This window comes from Aeromonas mytilicola subsp. aquatica, from assembly GCF_044336385.1.
Lineage (GTDB): Bacteria > Pseudomonadota > Gammaproteobacteria > Enterobacterales > Aeromonadaceae > Aeromonas > Aeromonas rivipollensis.
This window is the reverse complement of sequence record NZ_CP172298.1, coordinates 2,831,051-2,844,400: the sequence shown is the minus strand read 5'-3', so window position 1 is coordinate 2,844,400 and position 13,350 is coordinate 2,831,051. Positions and strand designations below refer to the sequence as shown.

The 13,350-nt window shown below is 63.3% G+C and carries 10 protein-coding genes; 7 read left to right on the top strand and 3 right to left on the bottom strand.

Annotated elements, in window-relative coordinates:
• Positions 1 to 11: 11 nt before the first annotated feature.
• Genes hypD through hypF form a run of 3 tightly spaced genes read right to left on the bottom strand, consistent with a single transcriptional unit; the run spans position 12 to position 3,780 of the window.
• A complete protein-coding gene (hypD, locus tag ACFWHB_RS12980) occupies positions 12 to 1,124 on the bottom strand; it encodes a hydrogenase formation protein HypD (protein WP_395948584.1) in 1,113 nt (370 codons plus the stop codon).
• Positions 1,118 to 1,369 (bottom strand): HypC/HybG/HupF family hydrogenase formation chaperone, encoded by a 252-nt coding sequence (locus tag ACFWHB_RS12975; protein WP_064337840.1) that lies wholly within the window; start codon positions 1,367 to 1,369, stop codon positions 1,118 to 1,120. The genes hypD and ACFWHB_RS12975 overlap by 7 nt, the downstream gene beginning before the upstream one ends.
• Positions 1,370 to 1,374: 5 nt before the next feature.
• The gene (gene hypF, locus ACFWHB_RS12970; protein ID WP_395948582.1) at positions 1,375 to 3,780 is read right to left on the bottom strand and encodes a carbamoyltransferase HypF; all 2,406 of its coding nucleotides are present in this window, start codon (positions 3,778 to 3,780) and stop codon (positions 1,375 to 1,377) included.
• A gap of 877 nt (positions 3,781 to 4,657) precedes the next feature.
• Here hypF and recR point away from each other — a divergent pair.
• From recR to ACFWHB_RS12935, 7 genes are all read left to right on the top strand, one after another.
• Complete coding sequence (recR, locus tag ACFWHB_RS12965) at positions 4,658 to 5,257, top strand: recombination mediator RecR (protein WP_025326665.1); 600 nt, start codon at positions 4,658 to 4,660, stop codon at positions 5,255 to 5,257.
• A 306-nt stretch (positions 5,258 to 5,563) separates the two neighbouring features.
• Complete coding sequence (htpG, locus tag ACFWHB_RS12960) at positions 5,564 to 7,477, top strand: molecular chaperone HtpG (protein WP_368169496.1); 1,914 nt, start codon at positions 5,564 to 5,566, stop codon at positions 7,475 to 7,477.
• A gap of 254 nt (positions 7,478 to 7,731) precedes the next feature.
• A complete protein-coding gene (adk, locus tag ACFWHB_RS12955) occupies positions 7,732 to 8,376 on the top strand; it encodes an adenylate kinase (RefSeq protein ID WP_106887067.1) in 645 nt (214 codons plus the stop codon).
• A gap of 153 nt (positions 8,377 to 8,529) precedes the next feature.
• Complete coding sequence (hemH, locus tag ACFWHB_RS12950; protein WP_139744348.1) at positions 8,530 to 9,504, top strand: ferrochelatase; 975 nt, start codon at positions 8,530 to 8,532, stop codon at positions 9,502 to 9,504.
• A gap of 64 nt (positions 9,505 to 9,568) precedes the next feature.
• Positions 9,569 to 9,961 carry an MAPEG family protein gene (locus tag ACFWHB_RS12945; protein ID WP_368169494.1) on the top strand — a complete coding sequence of 131 codons (393 nt, stop codon included), beginning with the start codon at positions 9,569 to 9,571 and terminating at the stop codon, positions 9,959 to 9,961.
• Between the two features lie 186 nt (positions 9,962 to 10,147).
• Positions 10,148 to 11,452, top strand: coding sequence for an inosine/guanosine kinase (locus tag ACFWHB_RS12940; RefSeq protein WP_106887064.1), 1,305 nt, complete (start codon positions 10,148 to 10,150; stop codon positions 11,450 to 11,452).
• A gap of 161 nt (positions 11,453 to 11,613) precedes the next feature.
• On the top strand, positions 11,614 to 13,242 hold the full coding sequence (locus ACFWHB_RS12935) for a methyl-accepting chemotaxis protein (RefSeq protein WP_395948581.1): 1,629 nt from the start codon (positions 11,614 to 11,616) through the stop codon (positions 13,240 to 13,242).
• Positions 13,243 to 13,350 lie beyond the last annotated feature (108 nt).

Here is a 13,350-nt window from a genome sequence, read left to right as displayed (position 1 = left end):
CTGAATTTCTCTCATTGGATCCCCATATATCGGTAGTAGGCATTGCAGGCCCCCTCGGAGCTGACCATGCAGCTGCCCATGGGCTGGGTCGGGGTGCAGCCCCGGCCAAAGACTTTGCACTGATTGGGCTTGGCCAGCCCTCGCAGAATATCGGCGCACTGGCACGCCTTGTGGTCATCGATGGGGGTCTGATCAAGCTGGAAGTGGCGCTCCGCATCGCTCCTGGCGAAGGCATAGCGCAGGCGCAGGGCGGAGGCGTTGATATCCCCCAGACCTCGCCAGCGAAAATGCTCGCGGGTCTCGAAAAAGCGCTCGACCAGCCGCTGGGCGGCTTTATTGCCACTGGCAGTGACGGCGCGGCTGTACTGCACCTCCAGTGCGTAGCGGCCTTCCACCTTCTGGCGCACCATCATCAGCAGTGCCTCCATCACATCCACCGGCTCGAAGCCGCTCACCACTACCGGCACCTGATAGCGCTGGACTATGGGCAGGTAGATATCGGCGCCTGTGATGACGCTGACGTGGGAGGGGCCGATAAAGGCGTTCACCTTGGCGACCCCGTCGGCCATCACGGCGTGAATGGCGGGGGGCACCAGCACATGGTTGATATGAAACAAGAGGTTATCGACCCCTTTCTCTTCAGCTGCTGCCAAGAGCGCGGCCGTCATGGGGGTGGAGGTCTCGAAACCTATGGCGAAGAAGACCACGGTTTTCTCCGGGTTCTCTTTAGCGATGCGCAGGGCATCGAGGGGGTCATAGACCGGGCGGATATCGCTCCCCCTGGCCCGCTGCTGGGCCAGCGTGCCTTTGGATCCCGGCACCCGGATCATGTCCCCCAGGGTGACCAGTATGACGCTCGGTTGACTCGCCAGCTCGATGGCCTGATCGATGCGCTCTTTGGGCATGATGCAGACCGGGCAGCCAGGACCGTGGACGAACTCTATGCTGGCCGGCAGCAACTGGGGCAGGCCGTACTTCATGATGGTGTGGGTATGGCCGCCGCACACCTCCATCACCCGCAGCGGTTCGGGGAGATCTTTGGCAAGCTCGGTAATTTGCGCGGCGAGGGCGCGGATGACGTCGGGCTGACGAAAGCCCTGAAACAAGTCATTCAAGGTCAGCATGGCAAGATATCCTGATCGGGCATCAGGGCCACCATCTGGCGGAAGCTCTCGAGGCTGGCCTGCGCCTCCTCTTCGTCAATCTTGCTCATCACAAAGCCGATATGGAGCAGCACATAGTCGCCCACCTGGAGGGGCTCTTCGAGCAGCATGCAGCTGACGCGACGCTGCACCCCCAGGGTATCGACGGTGACGCAGTTATCTTCTGGGTGCAGCTGCACCACCTGAGAGGGGATGGATAGACACATGGATTTCAGGACTCCGACAAGGTGGCACAGCCGGCTGTGGCAGGCTGGTGCGTGGCAATATGGTGGATGGCAAACCAGAGCTGACCGGCGGCGATGCCACCGTCATTGAGCGGCAGGGTTTCGCTGGTTAATACCTGCCGACCGGCCGCTTCGAGGCCGGGCACCAGCTCGTCCATCAGCACCCGGTTTTGAAAGACGCCGCCCCCCAGCGCCACCGGATAACCGGGAAAGCGCTCGGCCAGGGCAACCACCAGCTTGCTGATGGCGCGGATAAAGCCGGCAGCCAGGCTGGCGGTTGAGGTGCCTTTGGCCCGCTCGCTGACAAGGGTATGGATGAGCTCGGCCCACTCGATCTGCAGTGGCCCCTCTGTTGATTGGCTGAGGTCAAAGGCGAGGGGGAAGGGCGCTTCATCGGGGGCCAGCTGCAAGGCGGCCGCCTCCAGCAGGAGTCCCGCTTCGCCCTCGTAATCCGGGGCATCGATCGCCCCCAGCAGCGCCGCCACGGCATCGAACAGCCGGCCGATGGAGCTGGTATGGGGGGCGTTGCGACCCAGCTGCCAGAGCTGGTGCAGGTTGCTGATCCGCTCAGCGGGCAGTTGCTTGATCGCCGGAATATCGAGGGTGCTGATCTCCTCAGGGCTATGCGATTCAAACAGCAGCCCCAGCAGCTGGCGCACCGGCTCGCGAATCGCCGCCTCGCCGCCGATCAGCTTGAAGGGCTGGAGGTGGGCAACCCGCTCGAAGCCTTTCACATCGGCCAGCAGCAGCTCGCCACCCCAGAGGGTGCCGTCATCGCCAAGGCCGGTGCCGTCGAAGGCAACTCCCAGCACGGGGCCAGTGATGTCGTGCTCGGCCATCACAGCCAGCAGGTGGGCGTGATGGTGCTGCACCTCAAGATGGGTTGCACCCTGATCGCGGCAATAGCCCTTGGCCCACTGGTGGCTGAGATAGCCGGGGTGGCGATCCGATACCAGCAGCTGGGGCTTGAGATCGTAGAGATCGCGAAAGGTCGCCAGGGTCTGCTCGAAGTGGCCCTGCATCGGCAGGCTGTGCAGATCGCCGATATAGGGGCTGTAGATGCGCTGGCGGCCGAAGGCCAGCGCCAGCTGGTTCTTCTGCTGCGCCCCGACCGCCAGCAGCGGCACCTTGACCGCCTGCTTCAGGCTGGGGGTGCAGGGAGCATAACCCCGGGCGAGGCGCAACGTCTGGCGCCGCCCGCCAGCCCACTGCACCAGACTGTCGTCGCAGGGGTGCAGTATGGGGCGGTTGTGATCCAGGATGCCGTCAATCTCGCCCCCGAGTTCCCTGACCACCGCCTCGCACTCGACATGGATCGGGCTGCCGCGACCATTGGCGCTGGTGGCCACCAGCGGTATGGCACAGGCGTCCAGCAGCAGTTGATGGAGCGGGGTATAGGGAAGCATGATCCCAAGGTAGGGTATGCCGGGAGCTATCCCCTCGGCCAGCGACGCGGCTGTCAGTTTGGATTCTGGCGGCCGATCATCGTTTTTGCGTTTGCGCAGCAATGTGATGGGTCTGGCCTGAGAGGCGAGCAGCTTCCACTCCGCCTCGCAGCCGGTGACATGGAGCCTGGCTTCTGCAAGGGAACCCATCATCACCGCCAGCGGCTTGCGCTCGCGCCGCTTGAGCTGGCGAAGCCGCGCCACGGCAGACTCGCTGCGGGCATCGCATATCAGGTGATAGCCACTCATCCCCTTGACCGCAATCAGGGCCCCCGCTTGCAGGGCGTGGGCGGCGGCGTGCAGGGCATCCTCGCGCTCGGCCAGGGCATCACCCTTGCCGGTGCGCCAGCTGAGATGGGGCCCGCACTCGGGGCAGCTCACCGGCTGGGCGTGGTAGCGTCTGTCCAGCGGGTTTTCATAGGCCGCCGCACAGCGCGGGCACATGGCAAAGCCCGCCATGGCGGTGTGAGGTCTGTCGTAGGGGAGGCGGCGGATGATGGTGTAGCGCGGGCCGCAGTGGGTGCAGTTGGTAAAGGGGTAGTGATGGTGGCGATCTTTGGGGTTGGCCACGTCCGTGGCGCACGCCTCGCACATCCCCTGATCCGGCGAGATGGCGACAGTGGCGGCGCTCTGCTGCTGACTCGCCTTTATATGGAATTGACCGTCATAATCGGGGTCATCATTTTGGGGCAGAACCCGCTCGCTGAAATGATCGATGCGGCTGAGCGGCGGCGCCAGCTCCCGCAGTTTGCGGGCAAAGCTGGCCAGCTGATCGGGGGATCCCTCGGCACCTATGGTGACGCCGTTGGCATCGTTCAAGACATAACCGGCAAGGCCGTGACGCAGCGCCAGCCCATAGACGAAGGGGCGAAAGCCGACCCCCTGCACTATGCCGTCCATATGAAATTCGCGGCGCAGCCTGGAGCGCGTCCGGGTCCGGGCCGTCATGACGCCATCCAAAGAGAGGCGGGCGCCCCTCCCTGATAACAAGGGGGCAGATAGCCTTCCCTGATGACAAGAGGGCAGGGGAGGGCCAGCAGGGGCGGCCATCCGGCGATCATCCTGGGGAATGTCATGCGATATCGAACTCCCGTCTGCTGGCCTGCCGCCACGGCGTCGGCCTCAGGGTGCAACGGACAGGGTTGCAATGGGCGGCGCCGGGAGGGGAAGGGGCCTTGGCTTGGCAGGGAAAAGAGGAAGGTCGGCCCTGCCGCGGGGGCCAAGTTTATCGGGTCAGTGGCCCCCATTACCTTGATCTCGCACCGGTTTGAGTGCCAGACGCGGCGCTTCTTTGCGATCCTGCGAGGCGGGCCCCGTTCGGTATTGGAGGTCATAGGGTGGGGGAATCGGTGGGGCAGTGACGACGCAGCTCTGCGAGGCGGGCCTGTTCGGTATTGGATGGTTGACATAGGGTAGGGGGAATCGACGGGGCAGTGACGGCGCAACTTATTGGGTGCCCTGATAGCGCCCTTGCAGGGGGCCGCGGCCAGGGGCGCTGGCATCGGGAGGGATTTTTGTTTGGTTTTATTTGACGATACTCATTAACCGTATAGTAAAGCTAAACATCCTGGGCGCTTTTTATCGCCTTCTGAGCCCTGGATGGCCTTGCGGGGTCGGCATGGGCCGGGGAAGCGGGGCGCCACCCGGTTTGCCGAGGAGCTGTGTGGCAAGGGGGAGGGGCCATTTGGCGGGATCTGCCATTGGCGGCTGGGGGCGGCTCGGGTATAGTCCTGCGCCAACAAGATAGGTTCGGATGGAGGCGTCGGCGCCGCGTCAGGCAAGCGGGCCTACTCCTCCCTTCGGCGCGGCTTTAAAGGATATCCCCATGAAATTCAGTCCCCTGCTCGATGAGATGATGAAGGCGCTGCAGGTCTTGCCGGGCGTGGGCCCCAAGTCGGCCCAGCGCATGGCGTTCACCCTGCTGGAGCGCGAGCGCAGCGGCGGCCTGCGTCTCGCCTCCCTGCTCAATCGGGCGCTGACCGAAATCGGTCATTGCAGCCACTGCCGCACCTTCACCGAGAACGATCGCTGCGAGATCTGCGCCAATCCCAAGCGCGAGGAGAACGGTCTGCTCTGCGTGGTGGAAAGCCCGGCAGACGTGGCGGCCATCGAGCAGACCGGCCAGTTCTCCGGCCGCTACTTCGTGCTGATGGGCCATCTGTCGCCCCTGGACGGCATAGGGCCCGAGGAGCTGGGGCTGGAGATCCTGGAGCGGCGCCTCAAGGATGAGCACATCAAGGAGTTGATCCTCGCCACCAACCCCACCATAGAGGGGGATGCCACCGCCTGGTATATCGCCGACATGGCCCGCGCCGCCGGGGTGGAGGTGAGCCGCATCGCCCACGGGGTGCCGGTGGGCGGCGAGCTGGAGCTGGTGGATGGCACCACGCTGTCTCACTCCCTGATGGGGCGCCAGCGCATCTAAACCTGCTTATGGGCCTGCTGCGAAACCGTGATCAAGGCTCATGTGCTGCTCGCTTATGTGAAACCAGGGGCTCACGTATGCCTATACGTTCCGGTTCCTGCGCGGATCGATACCTTGCTGACGGCTTCTCGCGACGGCTCATCAACAGGTTTGGCTGGATGGTACAAAAAATGGGCAGCCAAGCCCGCGACAAGGGGCCAGTGTGCAAGTTTGCTCTCAAGTTTGCACTTTGGCCCCTTGATATTTGGTGGGCCAACCCCATCTAGGTTGGGAATCTGTTCAACCCGACGTTTTGAGGACTGGTCGATGACCCAAAGTGTTCACGCCGAAACCCACGGCTTTCAGACTGAAGTCAAACAACTGCTGAGCCTGATGGCTCACAGCCTCTACTCCAACAAAGAAGTATTCCTGCGCGAGCTTATCTCCAACGCATCCGATGCGGCGGACAAGCTGCGCTTCAAGGCGCTTTCCGATGCCTCTTTGTTCGAAAACGACGGCCAGCTGCGCGTGCGCCTGGTGGTGGACAAAGAGAACAAGACCCTGACCATCTCGGACAACGGAATCGGCATGACCCGTGACCAGGTAATCGAGCACCTGGGCACCATCGCCAAGTCCGGTACCGCCGAGTTCTTCAAGCACCTCTCTGGTGATCAAGGCAAGGACTCCCAGCTGATCGGTCAGTTCGGGGTGGGCTTCTACTCCGCCTTCATCGTCGCCGACAAGGTGACCGTGATCTCCCGCGCCGCCGGCACAGAGCCGGGCCAGGGCGTGCAGTGGGAATCGGAAGGGGAAGGCTCCTTCACGGTAGCTGACGTGACCAAAGAAGGGCGCGGCACCGACGTCATCCTGCACCTGCGCGCCGAGGAAGAGGAGTTCCTGGACGACTGGCGCCTGCGCGCCGTGGTCGCCAAGTATTCCGACCATATCTCTGTGCCGGTGGAGATGTTCAAGGAGGGCACCCCGGATCGCGAAGAAGATGGCGAGACCATAGTCGGCACCCCCGGCGAGTGGGAGCAGGTCAACCGCGCCACCGCGCTCTGGACCCGCAACCCCAAAGACATCAAGGACGAGGAGTACCAGGAGTTCTACAAGCACGTCGCCCATGACTTCGAAGATCCGCTCTTGTGGGGTCACAACCGGGTGGAAGGGGCCCAGGAGTACACCAGCCTGCTCTACATCCCGGCCCGCGCACCCTTCGATCTCTACAACCGCGAGCAGAAGCACGGCCTCAAGCTCTACGTGCAGCGCGTCTTCATCATGGATGACGCCGAGCAGTTTATGCCGACCTACCTGCGCTTCGTCAAAGGGGTGCTGGACTCCAACGATCTGCCGCTCAACGTCAGCCGCGAGATCCTGCAAGACAACAAGGTGACCGCCTCCCTGCGCAAGGCCTGCTCCAAGCGCGTCCTGACCATGCTGAACAAGCTGGCCAAGGATGACGGCGAGAAGTACGCCAAGTTCTGGAGCGAGTTCGGCAACGTGCTCAAAGAGGGCCCGGCCGAGGATTACGCCAACCGCGAAGAGATCGCCAAGCTGCTGCGCTTTGCCAGCACCGCCGGCGAGGGCGAGGCCCAGACCGTCTCGCTTGAGGATTACGTTGGCCGCATGAAGGAAGGCCAGCAGAAGATTTACTACATCACCGCCGACTCCTATGCCGCCGCCAAGAACAGCCCGCACCTCGAGATCTTCCGCAAGAAGGGCGTCGAAGTGCTGCTGATGTGGGAGCGGGTGGACGAGTGGCTGATGAGCCACCTCACCGAGTTCGACGGCAAGCAGCTGGTCTCCGTCACCCGTGGCGAGCTGGACTTGGGCGAGCTGGAGGACGAGGCGTCCAAGCAGGCCCAGGAGGAGGCTGAAAAAGCCAACGCCGGTCTGGTGGCGCGGGTCAAGCAGAGCCTGGCCGATGCGGTGAAAGAGGTGCGTGTCACCCACCGTCTGACCGACTCCCCCTCCTGTATCGTCACCGATGACCACGGCATGAGCACCCAGATGATCAAGCTGATGCGCGCCGCCGGCCAGCCGGTACCGGAGCAGAAGTACATACTGGAGCTCAACCCTGACCACGCCCTGGTGAAGAAACTCGACACCATCGAAGACGAGGCGCTGTTCGGTGAGTGGGTCAGCCTCTTGCACGAGCAGGCCCAGCTGGCGGAGCAGGGCGGCCTCAATGATCCGGCGAGCTTCGTCTCCCGTATCAACCGTCTGCTACTCCAGGCGTGATGTGATTGGCCCACTGCAAGGCAGTGGGCTTTTTTTTGGCCGACGCCGCCCCCGGGGCGGCGTTGTCCACCCTGGATGTCTGCTGCATTTTCAATCATTTTTCGTGGCAGGGGCCTGCGTCTTTGGTCGCAGAGACGGCGCCAGGGGCTGGTGATAATCTGGCCACTCACACGGGGCGAGCTTGTTAATACGGGCGAAAACGTGTAGTTTTTTGCCTTCTCAAGAATTGAATAACCAATCAATTAGGAGCGTGTATGCGCATTGTTCTGTTGGGAGCACCGGGTGCCGGCAAAGGTACCCAGGCTCAGTTCATCATGGAAAAACACGGTATTCCGCAGATCTCCACCGGCGACATGCTGCGTGCGGCGATCAAGGCGGGTACCGAGCTGGGCCTCAAGGCCAAGGCCGTGATGGACGCAGGTCAGCTCGTCTCCGACGACATCATCATCGGCCTGGTCAAAGAACGTATCGCGCAACCGGATTGCGCCAACGGCTTCCTGCTGGACGGCTTCCCCCGCACCATCCCCCAGGCGCAAGCCATGAAGGATGCCGGTGTGGTGGTGGACTTCGTGCTGGAATTCGCGGTGCCGGACGAAGAGATCGTCAAGCGCATGAGCGGTCGCCGCGTGCACTCCGGCTCCGGCCGTACCTACCACGTGGTGTTCAACCCGCCGAAAGTGGAAGGCAAGGATGACGTGACCGGCGAGGATCTGGTGATCCGTGCCGACGACGAAGAGACCACGGTTCGCAAGCGTCTGGATGTCTACCATCAGCAGACCGCACCGCTCATCGGTTTCTACGGCAAGGAAGCGGAAGCGGGCAACACCCGTTACGTCAAGATCGACGGCACCCAGCCGGTGGATCAGGTCAGCCAGCAGCTGGCGGCGATCCTCGGCTAAAGCTGGTCTTGCCACCGACATTGCCGCCGTGCTGGCAATCCTCTTGCCACGCCAAGGGCGATCGCCTGGCAACGACATTGAGACAAGGGTCCACACAGGGCCCTTTCTTGCATTATCACAAGCACCACAAACACCCCACGACAGGACGCTAACGTGACCACGAAAACCGGGATCTTGCTCGTCAATCTTGGGACCCCAGCGGCGCCAACCTCGGCGGCCGTCAAGGCCTTTCTCAGTCAGTTCCTGCAGGACCCGCGCGTGGTCGAGATACCTCGCCTGCTGTGGGCCCCGCTGCTGACCTTCGCCATACTGCCGTTTCGGGCCCCCAGGGTCGCCAAGCTCTATCAGCAGGTCTGGACCGAGCAGGGCTCACCCCTGATGGCCATCAGCCAGCGGCAGCGGGCGGCGCTGGAGCAGGAGCTCAAGCGGGAAGGGGTCGATGTGCCCGTGGTGCTGGCCATGACCTATGGCTCGCCCTCCCTCGACGAGGGCTGGCAGGCGCTCAAGGCCCAGGGGGTCAATCGGGTGATACTGCTGCCGCTCTACCCGCAGTATGCCGCCAGCACCACGGCCGCCGTGTTCGACGGCTGGGCCCGGGTGATGAAGAAGGAGCGCCACCTGCCGGTGATGCGCCTCATCCGTGACTATCACAACCACCCGGAATACATTCAGGCGCTGGCCATGAGCGTGCGCCGCCAGTGGGAGCAGCAGGGCCAGGGTGAGCATCTGCTGATGTCCTTCCACGGCATTCCCCAGCGCAGCGAGGACGAGGGGGACCCTTACGGTCACCAGTGTCGCCGCACCGCCGCCTTGCTGGCGGAGGCGCTGGGTCTGTCCCCCGAGCAGTGGAGTGCCAGCTTCCAGTCCCGCTTTGGCAAGCAGGAGTGGCTCAAGCCCTATACCGACGTCACCATAGCCCAGCTGGCGGAACAAGGGGTCAAGCGGCTCGATGTGATCTGCCCGGCCTTCTCGGCGGATTGCCTCGAGACCCTGGAGGAGATCCAGGTCGAGAACCGCGCCGTCTTCATGGACGCGGGAGGAGAGCAGTTCCACTACATAGCCGCCCTCAACAGCGATCAGGCCCACATCCGCATGATGGTGTCGTTGATCTGCCGCGAGCTGGCGTGAGGGGGCTTCGCGGCCGCGACTATGTGCGCCGGGTGTTCGGGTTCAACGATAAAGGAGTGTCTTGATGATGCATATCACGCTGATCTACGGCGGCCTGCTGGGGCTCTTGTTTTTGCTGCTCTCGTTCTGGGTGGTCAAGCGCCGTGCCCAGTTCAAGGTGATGATAGGGGAAGGGGAGGCGCCCGAGATGCTCTCCGCCATCCGTGCCCACGGCAACTTCGCCGAGTACGTGCCGCTCACCCTCTTGCTGATGGCCCTGTGCGAACTGGCCGGGGTGGGGGCGCTCTGGCTGCACCTGGGTGGGGGACTGCTGCTGGTCGGGCGCATACTGCACGCCATCGGTATCCAGATCCCCAAGGCGCCGAACAAGCCGCGGCTGTTTGGTACCCTCTTCTTCTGGCTGGCCCTGGGGCTCTTCTCGGTGCTGGCGCTGGTGCAGGGGCTGTCATTCGGCTGAGGCCAGAGGCCACTTGAGTGCGAAAAACCACCTCACCGCGAGGTGGTTTTTTGAGGGGGAAAGATCAAACGTTTTCCTCGCAAACCCTTGCCTATACTGACCCCATATTTTAATCGGGCGACTTTTCGGCGGGGTGGATTGTGTTAAAATCCCGCCCCTCTTTCCCCCAGAGCACAGAAGATTGCCATGAAATTTCCCGGTCAGCGCAAGTCCAAACACTACTTCCCGGTCGACAGGCGTGATCCCCTGATCCCGCAAAATCCCCAGCTCACCGAACTGGGCAAGGCCTATGTGGTGGGTATAGATCAGACTCTGGTGGATATCGAAGCCCATGTGGACGAGGACTTTCTGAACCGGTACGGCCTGAGCAAGGGTCACTCCATGCTCATCTCCGACGACGTGGCCGAGCGGGTCTATGAAGAGCTCAAGGCCAACAACATGGTGGTGAGCGAGTTTGCCGGCGGCACCATAGGCAACACCATGCACAACTACTCTGTGCTGGCCGATTCCCACTCCATCCTGCTCGGGGTGATGAGCCAGGACATCCGCATCGGCAGCTACGCCTACCGCTATCTGTGCAACACATCCTCCCGCGTCAACCTCGACTACCTGCAGCCGGTGGATGGCCCTGTCGGTCGCTGCTTCACCTTCATCACCGAAGGGGGCGAGCGTAGCTTTGGCATCAACGCCGGCAAGATGGACCACCTGGACGTGGCGCACATCCCTGAGGCCATCATCAAGGACTCCTCCGCCCTGGTGATCACCGCCTACCTGGTGCGCGGCGCCGACGGCACTCCCATGAAGGAGGCGGCCATGGCTGCCGTCCGTTATGCCCGCGAGGCCGGTGTGCCCGTGGTGCTGACCCTGGGCACCCGTTTCGTCATCGACGAGAACCCCCAATGGTGGCGTGATTTCATCAGCGAGAACGTGACAGTGCTCGCCATGAACGAGGACGAGGCCGAGGCCCTGACCGGGATCAAAGATCCGCTCGGCGCAGCCGACAAGGCGCTGGACTGGGCCGACATGGTGCTCTGCACCGCCGGTCCCATCGGCCTCTACATGGCGAGCTACACCGAGGAAGACTACAAGCGCGAGACCACCCATACCCTGCTGCCCGGGGTGATCCCCGAGTTCAACATGTATGAGTTCAGCCGCCCCATGGCCCGCGAGAAGTGCCGCAATCCGGCGCGGATCTACTCCCATATCTCCCCCTACATGGGCGGTCCGGAGAAGATCAAGAACACCAATGGTGCCGGGGATGGCGCCCTGTCTGCGGTGCTGCACGACATGGTGGCCAACGCCTATCACCGTATGAATGTGCCGAACTCCGCCAAGCACCTCTCCGAGTTCCTCACCTACTCCTCCCTGGCCCAGGTGTGCAAGTACGCCAACCGGGTGAGCTACGAGGTGCTGGCCCAGAGCAGCCCGCGTCTCTCCCGCGGCCTGCCGGAGAAGGAAGACAGCCTGGAAGAGGTGTACTGGGAGCGCTGATCGCGTCATCCGGTCGACAACAAGAAAGGGTGCCACTGGGCACCCTTTCTTGTTTTTGGGGCTGGATCATGTTTTTGGCACTGCTTTTGCTGTCATCGTGGACAGGGCGCGCCATGGCGACATACCTTGTTAACAACATGTAGCTGGTTCGGGACTAGGGTATGTTGAGACAATGGAGTATCGGCCGGCGCCTGTCGCTGGTGACCCTGATGGTGCTGGCGCTGCTGGGACTGCTGCTGTTCTTCTGCCTGCAGATCTATCAGCAGGGGCTGATGGGGGAGAAGAGCCGTCAGACCCGGGCCCAGGTCGAGACCGCCTACAGCCTGGTGGCCGGATTCGAGGCCAGGGTACGCAAGGGGGAGCTCGACGAGGGGCGCGCCAAGGCCGAGGCCCTCGCGGCGATCAATGGGCTGCGCTATGGCGAGGAGGATTACTTCTGGATCAATGACAGCCATCCCACCATGGTAATGCACCCCATGAAACCCGAGCTGGACGGCAAGGATCTCTCCGGGGTGGAGGACAAGCAGGGGCTCAGGCTGTTTGTGGCCTTCGCCGATCTGGCGAAGGCGCAGGGCGCGGGAGAGGTGGCCTACTACTGGCCCAAGCCCGGGGTGGAGGAGCCGGTGCGCAAGATCTCCTACATCAAGCGCTTCGCACCCTGGGACTGGATCATCGGTACCGGCGTCTATGTGGACGACGTCGAGGCCCAGTATCAGGAGGTGCTGCGCACCCTGCTCGGGATAGGCCTGGTGCTGGCCATACTGCTGTTTGCCGTGGTCGGGCTCATAGTGCGCAGCATAGTGGTGCCTCTCTCCCAGTCGGTATCGGCCCTCGGCAACATCGCCAGGGGGGAGGGGGATCTGCGTTTTCGGCTGCCGGAGTCGGGCCGGGACGAGCTGAGCCAGCTCTCGGTCAACTTCAACCTCTTCGCCGGCCAGATGGCGCAGCTGGTGGGGCGCAGCCAGCAGATCACGGCCCAGAACCGGGAGCAGGCGCACCAGCTGGCCCAGATCGTCGACCGGACCGGCGCCATCGTCACCGGCCAGGAGCAGGACACCCTGCGGGTGGCCAGCGCCATGGAGCAGATGACGGTGAGCAGCCGGGAGGTGGGCCAGCACGCGGCCCAGGCCGCCGAGGCGGCGGACTCAGCGCTCAATCTCGCCCGGCACGGGCGTCAGGTGGTGGCCCAGACCAGGGAGACCATCAGCCAGCTGGCGGACGAGATGGTGGAGACGGTGCAGGCGGTGAGCCAGCTCGAGCAGGAGACCCAGCAGATTGGCTCCGTGCTTGACGTGATCCGGGGGGTGGCGGAGCAGACCAACCTGCTGGCCCTCAATGCCGCCATCGAGGCGGCCCGGGCCGGCGAGCAGGGGCGTGGCTTCGCTGTGGTGGCCGACGAGGTGCGCACCCTGGCGACCCGCACCCACAGCTCCACCGACGAGATCCGGCAGATGATCCTGCGGCTGCAGGAAGGGGCGGGCCGGGTGGTCAGTGGCATCACCCAGTTGCAGCAACTCTCCCGCTCCACCGCCGACAGGGCAGGTGATGCCGACGGCGCCATTCATGCCATCGATGGATCTGTGCACACCATCAATGCCATGAATAGCCAGATCGCCACGGCCGCCGCCGAGCAGAGCCGGGCGGCCGAGGAGATCAACCAGCGGCTGGTGGCCATCACCGAGCTGGCGGCGGATGCCCTGGCCCAGAACCGGTTGACCGAGCAGGCGGCAAGCCAGCTGGCGCTCTCTTGCGACGAGTTGGGGGCCCTGGTCGCCCAATATCGAACCTGATGGCGCTTATCCCCGCCTTTTTGGGGATAAGGCTTGAGTCTGGGGGGCTTTTGGGACACCATCAGCCCCATTATTGGCCAGCGTTGGCCGACCGCCTGCAAGAGAGAG

Excerpts from the sequence above, each read along its gene's own strand:
- hypD (WP_395948584.1), bottom strand. The coding sequence starts at position 1,124 with ATGCTGACCTTGAATGACTTGTTTCAGGGCTTTCGTCAGCCCGACGTC.
- ACFWHB_RS12975 (WP_064337840.1), bottom strand. The coding sequence starts at position 1,369 with ATGTGTCTATCCATCCCCTCTCAGGTGGTGCAGCTGCACCCAGAAGAT.
- hypF (WP_395948582.1), bottom strand. The coding sequence starts at position 3,780 with ATGACGGCCCGGACCCGGACGCGCTCCAGGCTGCGCCGCGAATTTCAT.
- recR (WP_025326665.1), top strand. The coding sequence starts at position 4,658 with ATGAAATTCAGTCCCCTGCTCGATGAGATGATGAAGGCGCTGCAGGTC.
- htpG (WP_368169496.1), top strand. The coding sequence starts at position 5,564 with ATGACCCAAAGTGTTCACGCCGAAACCCACGGCTTTCAGACTGAAGTC.
- adk (WP_106887067.1), top strand. The coding sequence starts at position 7,732 with ATGCGCATTGTTCTGTTGGGAGCACCGGGTGCCGGCAAAGGTACCCAG.
- ACFWHB_RS12945 (WP_368169494.1), top strand. The coding sequence starts at position 9,569 with ATGATGCATATCACGCTGATCTACGGCGGCCTGCTGGGGCTCTTGTTT.
- ACFWHB_RS12940 (WP_106887064.1), top strand. The coding sequence starts at position 10,148 with ATGAAATTTCCCGGTCAGCGCAAGTCCAAACACTACTTCCCGGTCGAC.
- ACFWHB_RS12935 (WP_395948581.1), top strand. The coding sequence starts at position 11,614 with ATGTTGAGACAATGGAGTATCGGCCGGCGCCTGTCGCTGGTGACCCTG.